27 protein-coding genes are annotated in these 24,460 nt (G+C 39.6%); 21 read left to right on the forward strand and 6 right to left on the reverse strand.

The genetic code is table 11. The features are described from left to right. Positions 1–64 precede the first annotated feature (64 nt). Positions 65–685 (forward strand): hypothetical protein, encoded by a 621-nt coding sequence (locus J7I80_RS04850; RefSeq protein WP_214736255.1) that lies wholly within the window; start codon positions 65–67, stop codon positions 683–685. 151 nt (positions 686–836) lie between these two features. Further along, the gene (locus J7I80_RS04855; RefSeq protein WP_214736256.1) at positions 837–1,664 is read left to right on the forward strand and encodes an aminoglycoside adenylyltransferase domain-containing protein; all 828 of its coding nucleotides are present in this window, start codon (positions 837–839) and stop codon (positions 1,662–1,664) included. Between the two features lie 100 nt (positions 1,665–1,764). Here the strand turns inward: J7I80_RS04855 and J7I80_RS04860 are convergent, their stop codons facing one another. Continuing rightward, positions 1,765–2,181 (reverse strand): GNAT family N-acetyltransferase, encoded by a 417-nt coding sequence (locus J7I80_RS04860; RefSeq protein WP_214736257.1) that lies wholly within the window; start codon positions 2,179–2,181, stop codon positions 1,765–1,767. 440 nt (positions 2,182–2,621) lie between these two features. Here J7I80_RS04860 and J7I80_RS04865 point away from each other — a divergent pair, with 440 nt between their 5' ends. From J7I80_RS04865 to J7I80_RS04880, 4 genes are all read left to right on the forward strand, one after another. Next, entirely contained in the window at positions 2,622–4,427 is a 1,806-nt protein-coding gene (locus J7I80_RS04865; protein ID WP_214736258.1) for a S9 family peptidase, read from the forward strand. Between the two features lie 90 nt (positions 4,428–4,517). Continuing rightward, positions 4,518–5,342 (forward strand): SAM-dependent methyltransferase, encoded by an 825-nt coding sequence (locus tag J7I80_RS04870; protein ID WP_214736259.1) that lies wholly within the window; start codon positions 4,518–4,520, stop codon positions 5,340–5,342. Positions 5,343–5,585: 243 nt separating this feature from the next. Next, positions 5,586–6,269: a type 1 glutamine amidotransferase domain-containing protein gene (locus J7I80_RS04875; protein ID WP_214736260.1), complete on the forward strand. Its 684-nt coding sequence runs from the start codon at positions 5,586–5,588 to the stop codon at positions 6,267–6,269. A gap of 63 nt (positions 6,270–6,332) precedes the next feature. After that, positions 6,333–7,091 carry an SDR family NAD(P)-dependent oxidoreductase gene (locus tag J7I80_RS04880; protein ID WP_214736309.1) on the forward strand — a complete coding sequence of 253 codons (759 nt, stop codon included), beginning with the start codon at positions 6,333–6,335 and terminating at the stop codon, positions 7,089–7,091. Positions 7,092–7,171: 80 nt separating this feature from the next. Here J7I80_RS04880 and J7I80_RS04885 read toward each other — a convergent pair whose 3' ends face one another. Then, on the reverse strand, positions 7,172–7,612 hold the full coding sequence (locus tag J7I80_RS04885) for a cell wall hydrolase (protein WP_214736261.1): 441 nt from the start codon (positions 7,610–7,612) through the stop codon (positions 7,172–7,174). A 282-nt stretch (positions 7,613–7,894) separates the two neighbouring features. Beyond that, on the reverse strand, positions 7,895–8,620 hold the full coding sequence (locus tag J7I80_RS04890; protein WP_214736262.1) for a hypothetical protein: 726 nt from the start codon (positions 8,618–8,620) through the stop codon (positions 7,895–7,897). Between the two features lie 87 nt (positions 8,621–8,707). On the opposite strand from J7I80_RS04890, the gene J7I80_RS04895 reads away from it, so the two are divergent. From J7I80_RS04895 to J7I80_RS04915, 5 genes are all read left to right on the forward strand, one after another. Continuing rightward, the gene (locus J7I80_RS04895) at positions 8,708–9,163 is read left to right on the forward strand and encodes a DUF4362 domain-containing protein (protein WP_214736263.1); all 456 of its coding nucleotides are present in this window, start codon (positions 8,708–8,710) and stop codon (positions 9,161–9,163) included. A gap of 75 nt (positions 9,164–9,238) precedes the next feature. Further along, positions 9,239–9,616: a VOC family protein gene (locus J7I80_RS04900; protein WP_214736264.1), complete on the forward strand. Its 378-nt coding sequence runs from the start codon at positions 9,239–9,241 to the stop codon at positions 9,614–9,616. A 568-nt stretch (positions 9,617–10,184) separates the two neighbouring features. After that, positions 10,185–10,748, forward strand: a complete 564-nt coding sequence (locus tag J7I80_RS04905; RefSeq protein ID WP_214736265.1) for an ATP-binding protein — start codon at positions 10,185–10,187, stop codon at positions 10,746–10,748. A gap of 98 nt (positions 10,749–10,846) precedes the next feature. After that, positions 10,847–11,314, forward strand: a complete 468-nt coding sequence (locus tag J7I80_RS04910; protein ID WP_214736266.1) for a hypothetical protein — start codon at positions 10,847–10,849, stop codon at positions 11,312–11,314. Between the two features lie 76 nt (positions 11,315–11,390). After that, positions 11,391–12,116, forward strand: coding sequence for a sulfite exporter TauE/SafE family protein (locus J7I80_RS04915; protein ID WP_214736267.1), 726 nt, complete (start codon positions 11,391–11,393; stop codon positions 12,114–12,116). Between the two features lie 100 nt (positions 12,117–12,216). Here the strand turns inward: J7I80_RS04915 and J7I80_RS04920 are convergent, their stop codons facing one another. Next, positions 12,217–13,053: a DUF1206 domain-containing protein gene (locus J7I80_RS04920; protein WP_214736268.1), complete on the reverse strand. Its 837-nt coding sequence runs from the start codon at positions 13,051–13,053 to the stop codon at positions 12,217–12,219. A gap of 181 nt (positions 13,054–13,234) precedes the next feature. On the opposite strand from J7I80_RS04920, the gene J7I80_RS04925 reads away from it, so the two are divergent. Continuing rightward, on the forward strand, positions 13,235–13,441 hold the full coding sequence (locus J7I80_RS04925) for a ChaB family protein (RefSeq protein WP_023614440.1): 207 nt from the start codon (positions 13,235–13,237) through the stop codon (positions 13,439–13,441). 91 nt (positions 13,442–13,532) lie between these two features. Here J7I80_RS04925 and J7I80_RS04930 read toward each other — a convergent pair whose 3' ends face one another. Next, positions 13,533–14,054 (reverse strand): DinB family protein, encoded by a 522-nt coding sequence (locus J7I80_RS04930; RefSeq protein WP_214736269.1) that lies wholly within the window; start codon positions 14,052–14,054, stop codon positions 13,533–13,535. A gap of 201 nt (positions 14,055–14,255) precedes the next feature. On the opposite strand from J7I80_RS04930, the gene J7I80_RS04935 reads away from it, so the two are divergent. The 3 genes from J7I80_RS04935 to J7I80_RS04945 all read left to right on the forward strand — a co-directional run bounded on the left by J7I80_RS04935 (position 14,256) and on the right by J7I80_RS04945 (position 16,819). After that, the gene (locus J7I80_RS04935; protein ID WP_214736270.1) at positions 14,256–14,780 is read left to right on the forward strand and encodes a sigma-70 family RNA polymerase sigma factor; all 525 of its coding nucleotides are present in this window, start codon (positions 14,256–14,258) and stop codon (positions 14,778–14,780) included. Then, positions 14,773–16,074, forward strand: coding sequence for a DUF4179 domain-containing protein (locus J7I80_RS04940; protein WP_214736271.1), 1,302 nt, complete (start codon positions 14,773–14,775; stop codon positions 16,072–16,074). The genes J7I80_RS04935 and J7I80_RS04940 overlap by 8 nt, the downstream gene beginning before the upstream one ends. A 184-nt stretch (positions 16,075–16,258) precedes the next feature. After that, on the forward strand, positions 16,259–16,819 hold the full coding sequence (locus J7I80_RS04945) for a YybS family protein (RefSeq protein ID WP_214736272.1): 561 nt from the start codon (positions 16,259–16,261) through the stop codon (positions 16,817–16,819). A 14-nt stretch (positions 16,820–16,833) separates the two neighbouring features. Here J7I80_RS04945 and J7I80_RS04950 read toward each other — a convergent pair whose 3' ends face one another. After that, complete coding sequence (locus J7I80_RS04950; protein WP_214736273.1) at positions 16,834–18,249, reverse strand: PQQ-dependent sugar dehydrogenase; 1,416 nt, start codon at positions 18,247–18,249, stop codon at positions 16,834–16,836. A gap of 274 nt (positions 18,250–18,523) precedes the next feature. Here J7I80_RS04950 and J7I80_RS04955 point away from each other — a divergent pair, with 274 nt between their 5' ends. The 6 genes from J7I80_RS04955 to J7I80_RS04980 all read left to right on the forward strand — a co-directional run bounded on the left by J7I80_RS04955 (position 18,524) and on the right by J7I80_RS04980 (position 24,407). Further along, entirely contained in the window at positions 18,524–19,225 is a 702-nt protein-coding gene (locus tag J7I80_RS04955) for a response regulator transcription factor (protein ID WP_214736274.1), read from the forward strand. Further along, on the forward strand, positions 19,218–20,213 hold the full coding sequence (locus tag J7I80_RS04960) for a sensor histidine kinase (protein WP_214736275.1): 996 nt from the start codon (positions 19,218–19,220) through the stop codon (positions 20,211–20,213). The genes J7I80_RS04955 and J7I80_RS04960 overlap by 8 nt, the downstream gene beginning before the upstream one ends. 205 nt (positions 20,214–20,418) lie before the next feature. After that, positions 20,419–21,183 carry an ABC transporter ATP-binding protein gene (locus J7I80_RS04965; protein WP_214736276.1) on the forward strand — a complete coding sequence of 255 codons (765 nt, stop codon included), beginning with the start codon at positions 20,419–20,421 and terminating at the stop codon, positions 21,181–21,183. Next, positions 21,173–23,107, forward strand: a complete 1,935-nt coding sequence (locus J7I80_RS04970; RefSeq protein ID WP_214736277.1) for an FtsX-like permease family protein — start codon at positions 21,173–21,175, stop codon at positions 23,105–23,107. The genes J7I80_RS04965 and J7I80_RS04970 overlap by 11 nt, the downstream gene beginning before the upstream one ends. Before the next feature lie 93 nt (positions 23,108–23,200). After that, positions 23,201–23,554 (forward strand): hypothetical protein, encoded by a 354-nt coding sequence (locus J7I80_RS04975; protein WP_214736278.1) that lies wholly within the window; start codon positions 23,201–23,203, stop codon positions 23,552–23,554. A 490-nt stretch (positions 23,555–24,044) separates the two neighbouring features. Next, on the forward strand, positions 24,045–24,407 hold the full coding sequence (locus tag J7I80_RS04980) for a VOC family protein (protein WP_251027602.1): 363 nt from the start codon (positions 24,045–24,047) through the stop codon (positions 24,405–24,407). Positions 24,408–24,460 lie beyond the last annotated feature (53 nt).

The raw sequence follows: 24,460 nt of genomic DNA on the forward strand, positions 1-24,460 counted from the left end.
ATTAACAGTAGGCAAGGATGAAGCAGGTTAATAATATTCGTAAATGACTGGAGGGTGCTGATCTTTGAAAAAATATTATTCAATTTACAGTTTTATCTTCATTTTCGTTTTAGTATTGAGTTCAGGTTGCTCAAATTCAAATGACAATACCGGTACTATCTCAGTGAACTCCGATTCTGAGCACGTGAATACCTTTGAAGATTTAAACTTAGGTATTTTATTTGATTTTGACTTCACCTTGCCTAATGCTGATAAAAGCTGGGTGAATCTTTGGGTAGAGCGATACAATAAAGGAACAAAGGATACCAAAGCGCTAACGCAATTATCCTATGGTAACAGTCCAAATAAAGTTGACGAAGGGTCGATGGGTTTTGGAATGATCAATCCAAACACTGAAGCCCCATTGGTATTTCTTTATGGTCCTGATGTAAGGACTCAACCCCAGGTCATTGAAAAAAAATCTAACGCTAATCGTCTTAGTACTTGGGACTATGCTATCAAGGGAAAAGTAAAGTTAAAATTGGGTGAAACAAAAATCCTGGCGGTATACAGGGAGACGGAAAATGATTCACTTAATAATGTTGATTTACAGGATGAGGAAAATGTAAAAGAAATAATTGAACAAGATGATACGGTGTTGGTGTTAAAGGTAAAGATTGAAGAAAAGGATATAAATCAAAACTAGAGACAGAACTTAATTATATGATGAACAAATATGTGTGCCTTAATCCTCGAAGGATCGAGGCATCTTTTTGTTGAATTACTTACATATAAACTCAATAAATTTTCAAAACAGACCTTGCTATAGCAAGTTTTTTAAAAAAGGGGATATAGTAATGGTATTACCTGATATTGTCGAAAAAGTTATAAAGGATTATATTAACCTATTAAATGACCATCTGCCTGGCACCATCGAAGGGGTATATATACATGGATCCCTCGCATTGGATGCCTACATTGATGATTCTAGTGACATTGACTTTATTACGTTGATAAATCGCCAGTTAACAGAGGGAGATTCGGAAGCTTTATCATATATTCATAAAACAATTGAGAACAAATATAAGAAGCCAGAAATGGACGGAGTATATGCTCTTCGCGAGGATATAGGGAAGTTACACAAAAGCAGCGATGATCACAAAGAATATCCGTATTATAACAATGGTAAACTGGCATTCGGCGACTACTTTAATTTTAATCCTATAACCTGGTGGGTTTTAAAAAGTAAAGGAAAGAAGGTATTTGGACCGGAGATAGCAGACTTTAATATTGATACTCAGCCACAGGAGCTAACTTCGTATGTAGTTGAAAACATGAATTTTTACTGGTCCAACAGGACTCAAATGGCAGAAGCATCAATTGATCAGTTGGTTAAGCTGCCATCCAGCGAAATTGATTTAGAAATAGAATGGACCGTTCTCGGGTTGCTGCGTCAATTTTATACGATTAAGGAAAACGATATAATTTCCAAGCTGGACGCTGGGGAATATGGAATAAAACAGCTTCCAGTGGAATGGCACAATATTATTAGAGAAGCCATGAATATACGTAGTGGTGAAAAAGAAAAAATTTTTGACTCAGAAATGAATAGATTGAATAGCACTTTAGGGTTCTCTAAATTTCTCATTCATCAATGTAATAATTTTGCAGGAAAAAATAAATAGTCTCGTAAAAAGAATTCAGTCCTAAAATATGGACTGAATTCTTTTTATAGTAATTACTATCTGGTTGTGAAATACTTGGCGGTAATTTTCATATCTAAAACTAAGATCCCGTCGTACTCCCTGACTGCTTCTCATAATTCCTTATAAGCATTCCGTTAGCTTTTATCAAGCCGAGTTTTTCGTAATAGGGGACCAGGTCATCGTCACAACACAAGTCAATCATATATATTTCAGCAAGTTCGGTCATCATTCGAAGGACCAGATCCTTGCCGATACCTCTATTTTTGTACTCAGGCAGCACTTCAAGGAAGGGGATATAAGCGGATAGAACTCCATCACTAACTGCTGTGATGAACCCAACAACTTGATTGGTATCTTTGTCGAACGCTAAGACGACTTTGCTGCTGTTCTTTAATAACTTTAAATGAGTCTCTGGACTTGGCGGTGTTGGCCAACCGTCAAAAAAGCCTTCCAGCATTTCAGGTGTAATTCCCTCAAGTGAATTTTTATATAACATTTTTATCAACTCCCAATTATTTTTTAGGCAGTTGATAAGAATCAAAAGAAAAGTAACAAATTAGTGACCTCCAGACATTCTTCTGTGTTTTTAATATTCTATTTTACGAGGGGAAATCCTTCTAAAAGCCGTAAATTATTTCTCGGGAAAGCGCAGGATTTGACTTTATTTTCAGGCTTTGTCGCATTATTGGTTATTGTGGCAGATGGCATTTCTGTTAACGTAAAAAATAAATTATCTGGATTTCCTGCAAACTTGTCTTAAGCAGCACCAGGTTCGGACAACTTTTCACTGATTCCCTTCAAAGCTGTCTGAAGCAGGCCCAAGTTCGGACAGCTTTTGTCGTAAGTCTGTTATGGTTTTGACTGGACATTTAGCCCTAGTTCTGTTTAAGTTTTCAGTATAGATAGAAATTTCAAAAAGAACAGGGGTTGGGGAAATTGATTCAATTTAAAAAGCCGGATGTAGAGAATTTTTATCGGACCTTTAATATTCAAAGTTTTACAGTAAGTCCAGATGAGAGGCAATTGGTCTTCAGCACGAATTTAACAGGGAAATATAATTTGTGGGCGATGGATTTGCCGAACCAATATCCATATCCGTTGACATTTATTGACCAGACATGCCAGGCATTGAGCTATTCGCATGATGGAAGCTTTATGGTGGTTGGTTTTGATAATGATGGTGATGAAAATGGCCAGTTATACGCACTCCCTCCTGCAGGTGGAGAGATGGTGCCGCTTCGCACGGCTGAAGGGCATCGCCACATATATCCGTTCTTATCAAAGGACGATCAACGCCTTTACTACACTTCTACAAAGGGTAACGAAACCTATCTGAATATTTACCGGTATGATATCGTATCAGGTGATGAGAGCATTGTCATTGAGGGAGAGGGCGCTGCTTGCTTTTTAGTGGCTGTTGATGAAGAAGAGAATAATTTTGTCTACCTAAAACAATATGCCAATACATACGCTCCTGGATTTATTTTTCAAGATGGAAAGTCGTACTCACTGACTCCTGAAACAGATGAGCAATTCACAGTCGGTGAGGGAGTGTTTGTAGGTGACGAGTACTACTTTGTCACTACATATGGTGAGGATTTTGATTATCTTGCAAAATTCAATCTTAACACACACGAGTTTACCAAAGTTCTTTCGATTGAAAAAGAAGAGTTCGGGCCTATCCGATATGATAAGAGTACAAATAGCCTTTATTTTGTTACATCTAAAGGGGTCAATGATTATTTATATCAATACGATTTAGCCGAAGGCACATATACAAACAGTCAATTGCCTGCTTCGATTATCCAGGGTGGCACAGTCGCTAAGAGTGGCAATGTATATATTCTGGCCGGATCAGCAACAAAACCTAATAACATTTACATGAAAGAAGCGGGCAGTGATGAGTGGAAGGAGCTGACGAACCTGGCTGTTCCAGGAGTCAAGGAAGAGGAGCTTGTAGATCCTGAAGTTCTGACATACTCATCATATGATGGCATGAGTATGGAAGCGTTATTTTTCAAGGCGAAGGAAGAAGTGAGCAATGGCCATGTCATCCTTTGGCCTCATGGTGGCCCGCAGGCAGCAGAACGGAAATTCTTCCGGGCGATGTTCCAGTTCCTTGTGAACAGAGGCTATAGCATTTTCGCACCGAATTTCCGCGGATCAACGGGTTACGGCCTGGCGTTCACCAAGATGGTCGAGGGTAACTGGGGCGAAGGACCACGCCTTGATAACATTGCTGGCCTCGAATACCTTTACGAAAATGGATTAGCTGACAGGGATAAGACATTATTGATGGGTGGAAGCTTTGGCGGATATATGGCACTGCTATTGCACGGGCGCCATCCGGAATACTTCAAGGCAGTCGTCGATATTTTCGGCCCATCCGATTTATTCTCATTCATTAATTCTGTCCCTGAACATTGGAAACCAATAATGAATCAGTGGGTCGGCGATCCGGTCAAAGACTTCGATAAGCTGACAGAGTATTCACCGATTACTTATCTGGAGACGATGACAAAACCAATGCTGATCATCCAGGGTGCAAACGACCCACGCGTCGTTAAGCAGGAATCCGACCAGATTGTTAAAGCTCTTCAGGAAAAAGGCCGTGACGTGAAATACCTTGTACTTGAAGACGAGGGACATGGATTCTCGAAAAAGGAAAACGAGATTCTTGTGAACCGCACGATTCTTGAGTTTTTTGATCAGTTTGTAGAAGCGAAGGTAGTAGCGGAGTAAATACTTTATGCAAACTCCCCAGCTGCAGGAGAATTTCCTGTGGTGGGGAGTTTATTTACGGCATAAAATCAGGCGCTTGGAGGCAGATTTATGACAGAATTTGCGTTAAATAGTAAAACTGAAAAGTTCCTGAATACATACCAATTGTTTGAAGACGATGAAATCCAGCAGGTCCAACTGCAGCATCGACTGGATCTCGTCGAAGCGTTTGGAATAGAAAAAGGAATGAGAATTTTGGAAATTGGCTGTGGACAGGGAGATACAACGGTGGCATTAGCAGACACAGTAGGAAATGAGGGCAAGGTCACGGCGATCGATATTGCCAGTCGAGATTATGGAGCTCCGTTCACTTTAGGACAGGCAACCGACCGAATCAAGAAGTCTGTATTAGGAGACCGAATTGAATTCCATTTTGAAATGGATTTTGATGTTTATGAATGTAGCGAGATATTTGATATTGCCATTTTATCTCATAGTTCCTGGTATTTTAAGAGCACTGAAAGACTGCTTCGTTATTTTCAAAAATTGCGAAAAATGGCGAAACGTGTTTGTATAGCGGAATGGGATCTCGACTATTCTTATTTAACGCAGCGCTCACATTTTTTGGCTGCCTCCATTCTGGCTTTGCACTCGACCTTCGTAAATAATGACGGGAATATACAAAACCTGTTTCACAAAGCACTAATCCAAGAGCTGCTAGAAAGGGCTGAGTTTAAAATCATTAAAGTCGGTATCGTGGATGCCACGTATTTACAGGATGGCAATTGGGAAAAGAGTTATGCCAATAGCATCCGTCATGAATTTGCGAACGCACCGGATATGATTCAAACTTTGGTTAACAGCTATTATGAATTAATAAATGCAAAGATGGACAATGAGCAATCTTTGAATAGCTTTATTTTATGTGCAGAGTGAATAGACATACAAAACCGCCTGGCTTCATTACCAGGCGGTTTGTATGTCATTAGCCATCCTAGTCTTATTAAAAAGTTGCTATAAATCATGTTCCATCGAGAAAATAGAACTCTGATTCAACGAATCTATAAAAAGATTTTTCACTTTGACTTTTTTATGGCAAAAGGAGGAATTAGATTTCATGAGTAAATCAGGTGGAATAGGGAAAATATATTCTGTTATCAGCAAAAGGAGGTATTTTCAATGGCAAAAGTATTAGCGGTTTTATCAAGTGGACATAAGGACGAGGAAAAAAATTATGAAACTGGCTGGTGGGGAGAGGAATTATTCGCCCCGATGCAGCTTCTTGAAGAGGCGGGTCATCAAGTCGACCTGGCATCACCGCTAGGAGGCAAGCCGGTTATCGATAAAATGAGTATCAGTGAAGAATATGATCCGAAAGGTAAATATAAGAAGCTTTATGAGTCTGGAAAAGCGGACGATACGATGAAGCTTTCAGATGTGAATGCGGACGATTACGATGTCGTGCTAGTGGTAGGCGGTCATGGTGCGATGTATGATCTGGCTAAAGATGAGGATTTGCATAAGATCATGAACAGTATTCACGACGGAGGCGGCATTGTCGCTGCTGAATGCCACGGCCCTGCACCGCTTGTATATGCAAAGCGTCCAAATGGTGACAGCTTTATCGCTGGTAAAAAAGTGACCGGTTATCCAGATGAGATGGAGCCTGAAGGTCTGTTGGATATCCTGCCGTTTAGTCTCGAACAGGAAATGCGGAAAATCAGCCAATATGATCAAGGAGACCTCGAAAAAACAGGACATGCTGTCTGGGCGGACGAGCAGCTCGTGACAAGCCGTGATCCATTTTCCTCTGAGTTAATGGGAGAAGAGCTGGTCAAGGCTCTGGAGAAGAAGGGGAAATAAATTTAGTCCTTCAGGAGAAAATAACCCAAGTTGGAAAATATGTTAAGGAGAGTTGATTTTGTGATGGCAAATGGCAATAAAGTAGCAATTATCACAGGTGGTGGAAGTGGATTAGGTCAATCGACCGCACTTCGACTAGCGGAAGAAAAAGTGAATATCGTAGTGGTTGATATCAGTGAGAAAGGCGGAAATGAAACAGTCGAAATGGTAAAAAGGCTCGGTGTCGAGGCTGTTTTCATCAAAGCTGATGTCTCAAAGCAAGAAGATGTTAAAAATTATGTCGATCAAACGGTTGAACAATTCGGCAAAATTGATTACTTCTTTAATAATGCAGGGATATCGGGAAGCGGTTCGTATTTCCTGGATTCATCCATTGAAGAAATTGAACAGATTGTCGGGATCAACCTATTGGGTGCACTTTATGGAGTCCGTTATGTCGCTGAGGTTATGCTGAAGAATGGCGGAGGTTCGATTGTGAACACCGCTTCAAGTGCAGGCGTAATTGGACAGGATTCCGTTGTGACCTATTCTGCTACAAAGCATGGAATAATTGGCTTAACAAAAAGCATGGTCGCAGAGTATGGTAAAGACGGACTTCGTGTGAACGCCATTGCTCCGGGTCCAACCGAGACACCAATGGTAAAGGCTTTTTACGAGGCGAATCCAGCGATGAAGGAAAACGCAACGAAAGGCATTCCTCAGAGACGTTTGGGCAAGCCGGAAGAAGTTGCCGAACTGGTGACATTCCTGCTAACATCCAAAGCGGAGTATATTAATGGGGAAGTCGTCCGTATTGATGGCGGGTTTACCAATACAAAATGATCGTTGACTTTGAAGCCGGGGTGAGAATATCTTGCCCCGGCTTATTTATAACCGCTAATTCTCCAGGCTGTAGGTTAATCCTACCATCTATAAGCACCTTCACATGTATTAGCGATTGGTTCATAGTAACAATGTTGCTTGTATTGTCCTGCGAATGGCTGATTGTACCAGGTTGGAGGGCATGGAGCATACGGATTAAAATACCAAAGAGCATACTTGGAAGGTTGTTGTCTCCAATAATCCAAGGTTTGTTTAGCCAATCTCTTTTCTACACTTCTTGCTCTGTTATAAAAAACATTCCCCTTTTGAACGGCCTCGAATGAATAGTTTCCTCCTTGAATTTGAAAAATCACATCTCGTACAGACCTTAAATCTTTAAAATCCAGACAATTCGCTTTCAGTCGATTAACAACTACATTACCAACCATTAGCATCCCCAGCGGTCCTTCACCTTCAGCTTCCGCCCTCATCATCCTGGCAATCAATGCAACGTCACTGTCGACATATTTAACCCTTGGCATTTTTATCACCTCTACAAGAATTGTATTAAAAACAGCTTGTAATAATGTTAAGAGGTTGAGAATATCGGGTGTTAAACAACCGTGAATCCTTTTGAGGGGGAAGGGACAAGTACCGCACCATTGTGTGAGAATTTAGCCCACTGATCCAAAACCATTAGTGGGCCCACCGTAAAGGAGAAGGATAACGAATTCAGGACTCCGAGTAAAGCCAACATGTGCCCATGAAAGAGGAGAATCACATATTTGGGTCAAATCTTATACAGTCAGAGACTAAGTTGTAAATCATTCAATCCCTTCATCCTTAAAAAACGCTGGGTTGGCAGAGGTATTCAAGCTTTGTGTTGAGGCCCACAGGTTTCCGAGGAACCTTGGCATCATCTGCTGGGATGGAAGGATGCCGTATCTTGAGAAATAGATAAAGAGTTTCAAATAATTACGCGCATTGCCAGGCAAGTGAATTTCTTTTGCATAAAATTCGTTTTCTGTCACAGTTGCAAAGGATCGGGTCTCGAAGCCTGAGATAAAGCGAGTTTTCTCACCCTTGTACTCATTTTCGATAAAATGGATCTTCTTGATAATGGTTGGATCATCGCTGCCATCATAATTGGCAATCCTCGCCTGATTGAAAGCGGAAACAGAATCCAGCTGATGGACGAGTGAAAGAACATGCCCGTATGCTTTATCATGACCTTCATATAATGGCTTAATATCCAGCATCATCATTAAATCAATCAGCTTTAACTTCTCATCTTTTAAATAAGGAGGTCGAAAAATCTGCCTCGAAAGTTTCAATTCATCTAGCGATCTACATTCGATGGAGGTAAAGAAGTGCCATTGCCCCTTATCATCAAGACTAACATCATAAGATTGACCATTCTTTTCCAATATGTAATCCTTAAAACAATCCTCTTTTTCAAAAGTAAAATCTCGTTCCGATTGCTTTCCTGGAATGAAGCCAAACGGAGGTTCAATTGGAACGGCTACCTCTGAGAAAAATATATTCTTCATAGAACAACACACCTTTATTAAAATTAAAGATACATACAGATTACCCATTATTATTTAAATGAACACCAGGAAAGTGGTGATAGGTCAATGAAGAAAAAAATCATATTCATAATGCTGTTAACTTTGGTGCTGGCAGGATGTCAGAGCGAGGAGCAAACAATCCAAGAGGAAGCTGCAAATCTTCCTGATCCTCCTGAATACATTCAGGCACCGGATGATATAGTCAATATGCATGGAGACATTACGAATTTAGAGAGATTTTATGCATTTGTCGATCACCTTGAGCAAGGTAAGAATGATAAAGTCAGGATCGTCAAATATACAACTGAGGGAGCACCCATGATCCACGACTTGCAATTCGACGGCACAGAAATCCACTCAACCTACGATTCTACCAGAGACGGGTTCGGATCACGAAGTATTGAAGAAGCGAACTGCAAAGGGATTGCAGTAGTGAAGACTGATTCACGCACTGATTATGTTTTGGAGGAATGCAGCAACCAGAAGGCGTGGGATAAGACGATTCTTGTCATTCAAGAATAGCATAAAAGGGCAGGAGGATTATGGCCCATAATTATAGAATCTATCTATAGACTTTTACAAGGAGTGAAAAAATACATGATAAATAAAATTGGTCAGATCATGGTGTACGTAAATGATCAAGATGCTATTGCAAAGTTCTGGACGGAAAAATTGGGTTTTATAATTAATGCAGAAGAAGATAATGGGCAAGGGTTTAGATGGATTGAAATTTCCCCTAGTAAAGAGTCAGAAACAAGTATCGTGCTGCATAATAAAGATTTCGTGGCAAAAATGTCGCCTGGACTCCATCTTGGTACACCATCTTTAATGTTTTATTCTGACAATCTTGAGGAATTGCGCAGGGATTTATCAAAGAAAAATGTTGTAGTAGGGGAAATTGTGAACATGCCTTCAGGAAAAGTATTTAACTTTGCGGATGATGAGGAGAATTACTTTGCAGTGATGGAAAAATAAAAATTGCAATAGCCTAATGCCCAAGACCGTTTTTCAGCTGAAAACGGTCTTTCTTATGGCCTTTTTTACAAACTGCCAATGTAAATAAATGAATATGAAACAACCGTCGTTCCATACTCGAATTCAATTACTAACAACTACATAAAGTATTCTTTGTACATAAAAAATGTGGCTATCACTGATCCAAGCAAATAGAGAATCGAAGCGTAAAAAGCATAAGAAGGTGAAAAAGTTTGTTTTGTTTGGTTCATTTTGATTCCTGTTTCACCCTGAACTTGCATATCAATGCTGCGGCTTGTAACTCCGCCTGTTGAGCTAAAGAAATAAATGAGAAATACACAGGCTAATGCCACAAAAACAGAAATATCTATAAAACTAAAATTCGTTATTAAAGTTACCCCAAAGTTAATTAACCCGATGACGGCCAAAGTTGCTAAAAAGCTAATGATTTTACCGATGAAGATTACCCCCTTTTGAAGTGTTACGATTAGCGAAAAGAAAAGTTTCAATTTTTTGTAAAATTATAAGATAATATGTTTAAGAAATACAGTATAAAGGCGGGAAAAGGTTGAAAAGGCTTGCGATTATAACTGTTGGCAATACTCACAGTGGAAAAACTACATTTGCGCGTGCTTTAGAAAAAGAATTGTGTAACTCTACGGTTATTGACCAGGACATCCACGCGAAATTTATCAATACTTATTATGAAAAACTGCAACCCAAGAACGGACCAAATACATTTAAGCATGCTATATCGAGGATGATTGTCAATTACGCAATAGACTATACCGATCATCATCTTATCATTTGTAACTCTAATCAAAGCGTAATAGACCGGTCGCACCTTTTTGAAAAGTTCTTTCCGAAAGATGACTTTATACATATCATTGTACATTTTGACATCCCATACCATGTTCTCCAAGCTCGCGTTACAGAAAGTAAACGGAGCACCAATATATTCAGAGGTTCCTATACGAATTTTGAGCAAGTATTGGCTAAGCAGATGGCTGATTCTTTAAAAGAGGATGTAATCGATCCAGAGGAAAGGGAAGCAGATCATTTATTCGTAATTAAAGATAATAAAGAAGCTGAATCTGTGATTCAAGAAATTTTACGTACTCCGGGACGATAAACCATCGAAACATCTAAATAGAGATATTAATTAGCGATTGTTAATAAACTTTTTTAAAGAAGGTACCTTACAGATATATTCAGAGGAGGAGGAACTGGATGAAACGATTAACTATTCTATTTGTCTTCATTTTATCCATATTATCTGGGTGCACAACTACAAAGGATTATTATCAGACGTATACAGGTACAAGTGAGCATTGGTCCGCAGAATTGATTCAGAAAGGCAAGGTCGAATATCGAGATCATGAGAAATTCGAAAACCATTATGAAATGAAATATGAACGAAAACATACTTTAAAGCTAAAGTATATTGGCAATGAACCGGATTTAGGGCGCACCGTGGAATACTCATATGATTATGGCAGCTCAGTTCGAGAAGTATTAGAAGGGGAACCGATTGATGTCAATGAGGTCTTCACTTCATCAAGTTCCAGCGAAGGTACTTCCCATATTCCGAAGGGTTCTGATTATAGACCCTTAGATAATCAGGATACTACATTTGAAATAACCGTTAAGTGGAATGGTAAAGAGGAGAAAATTAAGTTAAAATATGGTGGAAGATAAGTGATAATCAAAGGTTTAAGTATCTAGCTGCCAAAAAGGCGGCTTTTTTCTTTTGAGATATAACAGGAGGTCCGATTTGGTAACTTCATTCATTTTCATCATTATTATCCTGGTCGCTTCTGTTTTGCAAACAAGTACGGGTTTTGGCTTTTCTATAATGGCGACTCCGTTCCTATTAATGCTATTTCTGCCATATGAAGCGATTCAAATAAATATCATATTGTCATTGATCATCTCGGTGACTCTTATTTGGAAAATCAAAAAGGATATTGACGTTATTTTACTGAAAAGATTCACTTTGGGAAGCATTGCTGGGGTACCGTTTGGCATATTAATCTTTGTTTCCATGAACATAGAGGCGTTTAAATTAGGGGTTAGTATCCTTCTGTTGCTGCTAACCTTGTTATTGATTTTAAAATTCAGGGTCGATGCAACACCATTTAGGGACTATCTGGTTGGTGGGTTATCTGGTCTTTTAACGACGAGCATTGGAATGCCAGGACCGCCATTATTGCTTTATTTTGCGGGTACGGATACTGAAAAAGCGAAGCTGAGAGGAACGACGCTGGCGTTTTATCTGTTTATCTATTTCGTTAGCCTTGTCACCCAGGTGCTCATTATGGGATCAAACAAAACGATCATGATTGCAAGTATGTTTGCAGTGCCGATCGTTCTGTTCGGTATGTTTCTCGGTCAAAAATTATATGAAAGGATCAATCAGCGAGCATTCAGGATTTTTACCTATATCATTTTAAGTTGTACTGGGATTTATCTGTTCTTGGACAGTATATTCGCGAAATGAATCATGAAGTTTTACCACTCAGCTTTATTACATAAGATAAGCTAGTACGGCCATTCGAAACCGTACTAGCTTATCATTTCATATCTATCTATTTTTTATTTTACCCAAAATTCATCTGTTGGTAGCGGCCTTTGATAATTTGGTAGATGCCGTATAAGATCAGGCCGGCTGCCACGATCGCTAATAATGATTTCCCAAATGGCTGGTTTGCGAGTTCTGTTAATGCACCGCCCAGCCCTTTTGACTCATTCGGGTTATGAGTGTATGCGGTGCGAATGAAGAAGAATCCGACCATACTTAAAACGATTCCCCTGGAGATGAGCCCAATTTTACCGGAAAGGCGTGCAATTTTGCGTTCTTTATCATTCATCTCATATGTTTTGAATTTTGACATAAACTTTTCTTTGGCGCCGCTATAAAGTTCGTAAACACCATAACCAATTATAATAGCGCCTATTATTCCGACCAGCCAAACACCGAATGGCTGCTCCATTAACTTGGCCGAAATCGTCTTCCCCGAATTTTCACCACCTGCTGAACCAGTGTTACTGGCTAATTTAATCGCCCCAAAAGCTAAATTACTATAAATCAGCCCGCTGATGAAATAGCCTGTTCTTTTAATCAATCCCTTGGCATCTGTTCCTTCATTTGCAGGATCTTTTATGGCTTTAATAAAATCCCACAAGATGTAGCCAATTAAGCCGATTCCGATGAACCATAAGGCAACTTCGCCGAATGGAATAGCAGCGAGCGATTGAAGTGCCCCCGAGGTTCCTGTCGTGTCTCCGCTGGGTCCAAAAGCGGCTAAGGCAGCGAGCACTCCGACCATACCGTAAACAAGGCCCTTGGCAATGTAGCCAAAACGAGCAAACCGGCGCACCCACGGTTTAGCTTCTCTCAATTTATTTCTGACTTCAATAGTTGAATGCGAATTCATTGCTTGTACACTTCCTCTATGAATCTCTGATTATTAAGATGTTCCCCTTTTATCTGAAAAAGAAACCAGTGCCCGTATATTGAGAGAGTTCCTTATAGTGTGCCTGTCCAAACAGAATGGTTTCAACAGTCTCCATTGCGGGAAAAGTAGAAGATAGATTCTACTTTAGGAGGTTAGCATTGTGCCTTATAATTCTTTAAAAGATCTGCCGGACGCAGTAAAGGATAATCTGCCACATCATGCCCAGGAAATTTTCAAAGAGGCATTCAATTCAGCCTCAGAGCAATACGATGAGGAGGAAACTGCTTTTAAGGTGGCATGGAGCGCCGTTAAAAATGAGTATGAGAAGAATGATGATGATGAATGGGTAAGAAAAGAGGAAGATTAGTAGCCTGTATTTAGTGCAGTTAAAGAGACTATTGAAAAAGAGCTTCCCCACGGGAGCCCTTTTTTCGAGTATAAATTCATAAAATGCCTTTTTAATTGTTTTGCAGGAGTCTTCTTTTTATTAAACGAATTTGTCCCCGATGGCTGATTTCGTCTTCAAGCACGTGGAACCAAAGATAGTAATAATTATGTTGCACACCATTATCCCACTGCCTTTCTTCGAATAACCAATCATCGTTATAATTCTTTATTTGAGACAACGTTCGTTCTCGAACTAGTGCGAGCTCATTTAAGTAAAAATCAAGATGGTTAAGCTTTATTGTTTGTCTGGCATGGTGCCCAAGTTCTAATGCAGCCTGCCACTTCAATAGCTCTTTGCTGTTAATATCACGTTCCTCAAAGGTAATTACCTGATGGACAAATTCAATTGAGGCTATATGCATCAACAGTGCTCCGATTGAATTTGACTCCTCATCTGTTAGATAATCCAAATCCATTTGAGTTAAACCCTTAATTTCCTTCAGGGTAACGGCTCTGGTGTGTTCCAGCATTGAAACTAATTCGCCAATCCTTTTTGAGTAACACCCAACGGACTTAATCCTATAATCAATCATATATCACCCTCCCAGCAGTCTAAGTTAAGGGTAACAGCAATTAGGAAAAATAATAGACTAATAAAGATTGGTTAGATATGGTATAATTTAAATATACGGAGCAAACTGATTTAATCAGTCTTGCTCTTTTTTTATGAAAATTTATTGAAACGTTTTACATAACCCGTCTGTCTAACAGTGGAAGAAGGGAGGGGCACTGGTTTGGCAGATATCAAAAAGGTACGCCGTGCAATCAAAGGGAACAAAAAGGCTTTCCAGGAATTGATGGAAGATGAGAAATTGAAACTTTACAAAATAGCTTATGTTTATATGAAAAATGAAGCCGATGCTCTGGAGGTTTTTCAGGAGACGGTTTATAAAGCACTTGTGTCCATTGCTAATTTGAAAGATGAGCGGTATTTCTCTACGTGGCTGACGAGAATTCTCATTAACAATGCTGTTGATCTTTTACGGAAAAAGAAAAGGGTGATCCCGATGGAGCGGGATGCGCTTGAAAGTAAGGCTCCGGTCTATATTGAGAGTGAACGTCACTCTGACTTGCTTGAGGCTGTAATGGAGCTTGAGGAAAAGTATAAAGAAGTGCTGATTCTCCGGTTTTATAAGGACTTACCAGTAAAAGAAATCGCTGAAATCCTCGACTGTCCTGAGGGTACTGTTAAAACGAAAATCCATCGCGGCGTGAACTTATTAAGAGGAAGATTAAAGGAGGATTGTGTGAATGAGTAGCCAATTCCCGGATTTAAAAAATGAAATGGACCAAATCTCCGTGCCAGTTGAAAAGCTGGATACTATTATTGCAGAGACTGTTAGCGAGACAAAGATAAAGAAGCCAAAAAAGCGTATTGTTATGTATGCGGTGAGCGCTGCAGTTGTCGGCTTCGGCTTGTTTATCGGCTCGGCCATGGTTTCTCCAGCGATGGCAAAAGTTGCTTCGAACATCCCGATCGTAGGAACTTTTTTCAATGATATAGGTGATGAGGGTCTGAAGATAGCGGGACAAAAAGGATTAACGCAAGTTGTTGACCAAACAGCTAAAGATAATGGTGTCACGCTGACAATCAATGAGGTTTTTTACGATGGTACCCGATTGACGTTAGGATACACACAGGAATCCATTTTGCCACTTGGCGAACTTGAGCGCCCGGTAATCAAAGCAGATGGAAAGGAAATTAACTTCAGTTCCGGTTATTCTGGTGAATTTGTAACACCTCAGAAGTATAAGGGCGTGATCGATATTACACCTACGAAGGAACTTCCTGAGCAATTTGAGATGAAGATTCACTTTGATTCAGTAGGACTAGTTCCGGGTAATTGGACGTTTCAGTTCCCTGTCAAACAATCAAATGAGGTGAAGGTTATAAGACTTGATGAGGACATAAAGCTAGTGGGAGCTGAGCTAAATGTTAACTCATTGAAGATTGGACCTGCTGGCACAGTTCTGGATATGAAAATCATTGCTGACTCTGGATTGCTTGATCCTCATAGTCTGGAATTTTACCTGATTGATGATAAAGGGAGTGTCATTAATTTTTTGAATGGAAGGATTCATGGTGAGACAGTCGATGGAAAAGAATATGCCACAATTCAAAGACTTTATGAGCCTCTTGATGAGAGGGTGGGGAGAGTTAAAGTTATACCTTATCGTATAGAATTTCCATTGGGAGATTTAAAAGAAGAATCGGTTGGGATGGATAAAATCGAGTTGCCTTTTAGAATGAGTCAGGGTGAATTTGGTGACATTATTATAACGGATATCAAGTATGCAGACGACCGTACAATCGTTTACTATGATGTCCAAGGTGAGGCGATTCTTGATAATTATGCATCAATGAGTACGCTCTGGATTGAAGATGCAAAGGGTGAAAAACTCATACTTGATGAAAAGCCTTTTCCTGAACGAATTAAGGATCAAAGTTTTAAAAAAGAATTTGATACCGGTAAAAAGAAAGGATTGACGCTAAAAACACGTCACCAGCCTTTACCGGAAATGTTAGAAGGATTTGAAATTGAAATTCCGTAAACTAAAAAATCAGCAGAATAATGACGTATGCAGTCAGCATACGTCATTATTCTGTTTAATGGTTCGCCTTCAGCGTTTGTGTATCATCTAAGGTTTGCTGCCAAATTTAAGTTCCATGTTCAACCTCATTAATCTGGTTAATATATTGTATCGTAACTGGAAAATTCATTGAATGAGGTGAAGCATGTATTTTTTAAGAGACATTCCTTCTGATGTACAGCATACACATTCAGAATTCCAAAAACAAACGAGAATGAAGAAACTCATGGTCGGGTCCGTCCTCGCGTCTATGGCAGCCATATTACAGGCAGCAGGAGGCTTTTTGCCAGGAATCGGATATTTAATCAGTCCATTTGCCACCCTGCCGATTTTGATTTGTGCGATGTTTTCTCTGCCCATTGGTACGATGTCGTATATTTTAACAATAGTAATGCTGTTTATTTTACAACCGGGCGAACTATTCGTGTTTCCTTTTACGACAGGCCTGTTAGCTCTTGGAGTAGGCACGGGATTTTCATTCTTTCACAAGAGATTAAGCGTTATTTTTGCTGGGGCAGTTACCTTGTTCATAGGAATCATGATTCTTCTTTATGTTCTACACTTTCCTATTCTTGGCCCTGCTGTATCTATGTCCTTTTCAATCATGATAACCGGGGGAATTTCCCTATTTGCCTTCCTATACAGCGTGATTTGGGTTGAGATATCACTATTCTTTTTCAAAAGAATAAAGTCGTTCATGATTTAGTTATCTCTGAAACCTTAGGGGGGAACAATTTCAAATACAGTTCCCAGGTTATAATCCGTTACTTTCATGGAGCCATATACTCCTAAAAACATCCTGGTATGATTCTGATTTGTCCCTAAACTGACATAATAAGCAGGTTGGGAGCCAAAGTCATAATCTGTTTCAATCACATGAAAATCATTCAGTTTTCCATCTGTCCTGAACCTGGTATAAGCTAAAAAGCCTTGGTCAGGATGGTCATTACTTTTAGCCCTGGAGAGGTCGGTGAACACCAGACTTCCCGATAACTCAGGGATTTTGTTTCCCATATAGGGCTGAACCCCCGTAAGTGCAGTTCCTCCATACTTATTCAATCGGGGTTCTTGATGAAAATAATTAGTTAAAGGCGGCAAACGACCGATTGAAGTTCTTACTGCTTCCCTATAAAAGGCTATTGTTTTCTGATCCAGTGTCGAATTTTCCGAACAGGTTCTTATAATTGGAGTAGGGAAAGCACCTTCCCAACTCCGCCAGCCGAAATTAATAATTCCTTCTTTCTCCTTTTCCATTCTCCCTGAAGCAGTTTGAGTAAGCTCACTTACCGGCACTGGTCGATAATTAATGAATGAAAATATCGACTCGGCAAAATCCTGACCAACATTTCCAACATACTTGATGTACTGGTTATAAAATCTTTGATAGGCGATACCGGGAATATTACGGACCCCTTTAGCTATGACAGTAAGTGCCTCCTGAATAGAAGGAGGAAGCTCATCAAAACGGCTAACTGCGGGTGGCTCAGAGCCGAAAGCATTCTTGCTTATATCAATTTCAATTATTTTACCGGCAATCTCCATATCATCCTGGCTTAAATTGAATGGATCATAACCTGACCCACCATCGCCTGTTGTTAAAACGAGCTTTCCTGTTTCAGGTGAAAAGTTTAAGCTATTGACTCCATTATGATTGGAAAAAGGTCTCCTTAAGTTCAGCAGCGTCCGGCGTCTGCGAGGCTGGCCATTCGATTGTACAGTCCATTCTTCGACTGTATCAACATGATCATATTGGTTCTCTCTATTCTCCCACTTAAGGTTTAAGGTTTTCGGGTCACAAGGGTCAGGCTGGAAAGAGCCAGAACGCGCCCCTGGACCTTGTGTTCCCGCTGCTGAATAATGAAGGTAAAATAGACCGTTATAATGAAAATCGGGATGAAACGCCAAACCGAGCAATCCACGTTCATCATATCCACCATTAGAACCCAATTCAATCACACGTTGGCGAATATTTAATAATGTCTTTATAACTCCGTTGCTTATATAAAATATTTCTCCTGGCTGGGTCGCAATAAATAAGCTATCGGATGAATCCCCTGGAAGAATTGCTGTTTTTATGACAGTGGGTAAATTTAACCTGCCAACTATGGGGCGTAATTTAACCTGAACTTTGCTCATCTTTTTTCTTCGCCTCCTTTTTAATGGTTTTTTATAAGAATATGAGCAGGACTTATCTGTAAGTACCGAATAAAGATGGGGATACTACCTAAAGGGTTTCGGCGCTCACATAGCTGTTCTGGGAATTAGAAAAATAACGATACACTTGCGAATAATCGACGTAAATAGATGTGAGCAATGGCTTGCTTCTTTTTTATGGAAAATTCTGCTGATATTATGTTGAGAAAAATTTATACTAGGGTAAGAGAGTTTTAGATAAAGAGGAGTTCTGAAAATGTATAAAGTGATGCTGATTGAAGATGATCACCAGCTTTGCGGGCTAATTAAGGAAAATTTGGAGCGCTATGGATACAATGTAATTTTGCCTGAGCATTTTACCAATATAGAAGAAGAGTTTTTAACAGTCAATCCGGATCTTGTGTTGCTGGATATTAACCTGCCATATTATGATGGCTATTTTTTGTGCAGGAGTTTCCGGCAAAAATCCACTGTACCGATCCTGATGATCTCTGCCCGGAGCCAGGAAATGGACCAAATTATGGCGATTGAACTTGGGGCTGATGATTTTATCACGAAGCCGTTCACATTCGAGATGCTGCAGTCAAAAGTCAAAGCAACAATGAGAAGAGTGTACGGAGAATATGCGGTGAAGGATGACAGAAACATCTGTGTCGGTTCATTGTGCCTGGACGAAAAAACAATGAGCCTGGATTATAATGGGATAAAAGTAGAACTTTCTAAAAACGTTTTTAAACTGTTGAAAAAATTGATGGAAAACGAGAATTCATTCGTTTCAAGAGAAGAGCTGATTGAAGAAGTATGGGATTCGGTTACATTCGTGGATGATAATACGCTTACAGTAAATGTAACGAGGATTAAACAAACACTCTCAGAGCTTGGTTTGAAGGATCTAATTAAAAGCAAAAGAGGAGTAGGATACATGCTTCATTATCCTCAAGGTGACAGGAATGGTTAAAGCTTTTTTAAAAGATCGTCTGCTTCTGATTTTGATATACATATTGAATTTGGCCAGTATCCTGCTGTTTTTCTACCTTAATGTACCGGCGGACACGGAATTTTTCTATCCGGTGTCGATCGGCCTGTTTTTGCTGCTGGTTTATTTAGTGATGGACTGGCTGCGGTTTTACCCAGCGAACTCGGCAGTTGCACAACAGTTAAGGAATCAGGATGTAGAGTTTCATGCTTATACGGAGGAACAGAAAGCATTTAAGAAATTATTGTCAAAGACAGTTGGGGAATACTCCCAAAAATACACTGAATTGAAAGAGCAAAATAAAGAGAGACTCTATTTTCTATCTCACTGGATGCACCATTTAAAAACGCCTGTTTCCGTAATCGAGTTGATCATCAATAATGAAGAAAAGACAGAGGCACTCGAAAAAATTCATCAGGAAAACAAACGGCTGTATACTTCCATAGAACAGGGTCTGACGATGATCAGGATGGACAGCTTTGAAAACGACTTTGAACTTAAGGCTGTTGATTTGCTTTCGACTTTGCGGAAGCTGGTCAACGCCAGAAAAAGAGAGTGGATTTATACATCCATTTTCCCTTCAATTGAGTTTGAGGAAGAACAAGCAATCATTATTACAGATTCAAAGTGGATTGAAATTTTAATTGATCAGATTATCTCCAACGCCATTAAATACTCAGGGGTAAAGGAAGGAAGCAAAAAGCTGGTTTTTCAGATTGATAGAAAAGACGAACATATTTGCTTATCGATTGTTGATCAAGGAGTCGGAATTCCAGATTATGATCTTGAGCGGGTTTTCCATCCATTCTTTACAGGTGAAAATGGTCGTAAGTTTCCAAACTCAACTGGGATAGGACTTTACCTCAGCAAAAAAATTGCCGGCAAACTTGGAGCTGCGATTGAAATACAATCCAAACAAGGGGAAGGAACGACAGTCCAAATCAAGTGGCTAGCTGGAAAAAGTCATTGAATACCTTACAAAAGTGTAAGGTATTTTTTAGCGTCATCGATGGCTGCCTGAATACGAACATATTAGGATGTTGTTATGGGTACCGAGCGAACCGGTGGCAGTTTTAACAAAAATGCCGCTAGTCCTCTTGAATGAACGAACAGGGTGCCTGGTAATGTCAAAAATCTCGGGTCGAACCGGAAAGGAAATAAAAGGGGGAAAAAGAATGGCTATTTTAGAAATAAATAATATAGTAAAAGTTTATGGTGGATCGAGTGGTGAAGGTTCAACTACTGCTTTGGATGGGGTCAGCCTTAAGATTAATGAGGGAGAGTTTGTTGCCATTATGGGGCCTTCTGGCAGCGGGAAGACTACTCTGCTGAACATTTTGAGCGGCATAGATCGTTCTACTTCTGGGAAAGTGTCGATTGCCAGCCAGGAAATAAGCGAGATGTCAGCGGATGAGCTTGCCCTTTTCCGTCGCCGACAACTAGGGTTTGTATTTCAGGAGTTTAACCTTTTGGACAGCTTGACAGTTAAAGAAAATATCATGCTGCCAATGGTGCTTGAAAAGAAGCCGGCAAGCGATATGGAAGCAAAGGTACAGGAACTGGCTCAACTTTTCGAAATTCTGGCTACCCTTGAAAAGTATCCCTACAACATATCAGGCGGCCAGCAGCAGCGGACCGCGGTCAGCCGTGCACTGGTAAATGAACCTGCCATCATATTCGCTGATGAACCAACCGGGAATCTGGATTCTAAAGCTTCCGCAATCATTATGGAGTGCTTTGAAAAAATCGTACATGAATTAAAGACAACAGTCCTCCTTGTCACGCATGATGTATTCGCAGCCAGTTATTGTCAAAAGGTTGTTTTTATCAAAGACGGAAAGATTCATTCGAGTATCGTGAAAAAAGGGGACAGGAAGGAATTTCTGGACCGCATCATGGATAACTTAGCCGTCCTTGGAGGAAGAACCTATGACATTTAACCACATTGTCTGGAAGATGGCGAAAGTGAATTATAAAAAATATATCTTTTATTACCTTTGCAATAGCTTTGCGGTGATGTTCTTCTTTATGTTTTCGACCATTTATTTTAACAGCAGGGTTGAGCAAGGAAAAAAATTGGAGAGCCTCCAGGATGCTCTTTCGATACCTGGTGCGGTGCTGATCATCTTTACAGTTTTCTTCATCAGCTATGCACACAGTGTTTTTATCAAACAGAGAAGAAGTGAATTCGGGCTGTTCATGACTCTGGGCATGGCAAAAAGAGACATCGCTAAGTTGTTGATCCTGGAAAATGGTGTGATTGCTATACTATCCATTATCTCAGGTATTCTTGCTGGAGCAGTATTCTCCAGACTATTTTTCATGCTGTTAATGAATTTGGTCGAACTTAATGAAGTTTCTTTTCACTTCTCTGGTAAAATGTTTTTTTACTCAATTGGTGCTTTTCTGGCAGTATTTCTGCTGGCCGTCGGGAAATCATTGTTCCAGACTCTAAGAAGCAGCCTCGTCTTAAGCATGAAAAGCAACAGGTTTGCAGAGACATTAAAAATGAGAAGTCCGTTGATTGGCGGTTTCGGGCTGTTGCTCCTGTCCGGTTCACTGCTTATTCTGTATTTAACTTATGAAACCTCATCTGGTTCATTCCTGCCGCTTTGGACATTGGCGATGTTCCTTGGCCTGTATATTTCACTCAATCAGTCTGCCAGTTTCTTGATCAGTCTCGCTAAAAAGTTTCCCGGCTTCTATTATCGCAGATTGCTGTTCCTGAGAAGCCTGGATTATAAGTTCAAGCAGCTAACATCAATCATCTTGCTTGTGACAGTGATGATCATGATCACCATTTTCTATAGCACGTTATTATTGACGTTTTACAAGGCTTCTGAAAAGGAGGCTGTAATAAATAATCCATTTGATGTTGGGTTTTATCAGTCAGAAACCAAGAATTCGATTTCCGATAAAGAGCTAAATGGGTTGTTTGATATAAAGGAACATCTCGAAATACCGATCTTGAACTATTATGAAAAACTTGAATATGTTGATGGATACCAAACCTATGACATCATGTCTCTGGATGATTACAATATGCTGACTTCGAGTCAGGTAAAGCTGGGGAAAAATGAGTACCTATTTTATTTAAACTCTGAACCAGAATATGCTCATACGGATATTGCTAATTCGATAAAATTCACTTTGAATAATGAAGCTGTAACTTATACATTGAAGGATCGAGTGATTGAAAGAACGGTCAATTTGCTGCCAAATGCCTACGAATTTATTGTTGTAAATGAGGACGATTTTGATTATTTGCGGAATGAAGTGGAAGGGTATGAACTGAATTTGCATTTAATTAATGTTGACAATTGGAAAGACAGCGAAAGTGATGTTGATGAGTTAATCGAGAAATTCAAGGTTAACAATCAGACGACTCCGTCAATGGTTTACCCTGATATGGAGCATACCTCAGAATCCGAATTGTTTAGGGTTGCTTCAAAAATCGGGGACTACCAAACTAACAAAACAACCAACGGAATGATGTTCTACGTGACCACATTCTTAAGCATCATGTTCTTTTTCGGCACCTTTATATTGCTATATCTAAATCTATTCTCGGAAATGGATACTGAAAAATTGAAGTATCGAAAACTTAATAAAATTGGGATGTCAACAAATGAAATTAAGCAAAACGTTACAGGGGAATTAGCGACGATCTTTTTCGTTCCAATCATACTAGGAACAACGCTGGCCTTTTTATACCTGACAATCTTGTCAACAGATGTCGGAGGAATCATGCAAAACCCTGATATTTTGATGCACTTCCTCCAGATAGCGGGAATTTACGTTATAATCCAGGTGGGATCTTACTTTTATGCCAGGCAAAAGATGCTGTCGCAGTTGATTCATTAGGACATAAGAGCCGCTTTCCAGGGAGGAAGGCGGTTTAATTTTCTACCCTAATCGACAGATTTATTTTATAATGTGGTGAAGGAGGTGAGAAAAATGACAGAGGAAAGACTTGAGCGATTAGAAGGAATGATGTCGCAACTGATCACCATGGTCGGTAACCTGCATAACAGCATGAGTGAGATGCAAACTGTCCAAAAGGAACATGGAAAGAGGTTCGAAGCAATTGAAATGAGAATGGGCAATATGGAAACAAAAATGGACCAAATGGTATCCAAGCTGAACCCAATAGAAACCAAGATGGACCAAATGGAAACAAAGAACGAACTAAGGCACCAAGAAATGTTGAATCAAGTTAAAAGGTTAGAAAAAGACCAGGACTTCATCTGGGAAAAGGCAGTGCGAAATGAGAGAGAACTTGAGATTATGAAAAGAACTTCGGAATCATAAGCTATCCTTCTTTTGCTGCCAAGCTTACCAGTGGACTGAAAGCTTGGCTAATTTGTTGCAATGTCTATCTTTACCCGAATGACTCACCACAGATATTCTCCTCTCAACCTTATTATCCTAATTGAATCCACCAAATTATTGGCCCAGTCTTTGAAAAGACGATAGAAAATGTAATTTTTGCAGGCTAATCTGTGAGAAAAAAACTTATTTTTATGATGGCTGCAAGCGTACCAATTAATTTTATCAGTTGCTAAAATAGTTAGCCTTTAGATCGAATGCTCAACTCTAATAAAGGGTTGGGATTTTTTAGTATGTTTAAAAGGATTTTGATGAAACAAGACGAATAGATTATAGGTTACCAATTTACTAACAGTTAAAATTGAGTAAGCAACGGAACATCAAGAAATCCTAGCCTTGAGAGTTTCCTGAATAAAGAAACCTAGCAGAATCATTTGTTAACAATTAATGAAATAAAAAAGGAGTGATTGTATTGTTAAAAAAAGTTTGTGTATTAACCATTAAGGTTGGCGACATGGAAAAAGCTCTGGAATTTTATACTAATGTGTTGGACTTCGAAATCTCTAAACATTATGGGGAAAATATCGTTTCATTAGTACATAATGAGATCCCGATTGTGCTCGAGAAGAGTGAAGAAACTATTGCAGCTGGAGGTCAGAGGGTGCTGTTAGGCATTCTATCTGAAAACCTTGATGAGGATGTTAATACTCTGCGTGAAAAGGGTGCAAGAATCTTGTTCGATGAATCGAGGCCCTGCCCGCCAGGAAGATATAACATTATTGAGGATCCATTCGGCAACCAACTCGAGCTTGTGGAATTTTCGAATTTCAAGTAATAGTTGGAGGCTCTGTTTATTGGTACTTCTTGATAGGATAACCTGAATGAACA

The organism is Bacillus sp. ISL-41 (assembly GCF_018613235.1).
Classification (GTDB): Bacteria; Bacillota; Bacilli; order Bacillales; family Cytobacillaceae; genus Mesobacillus.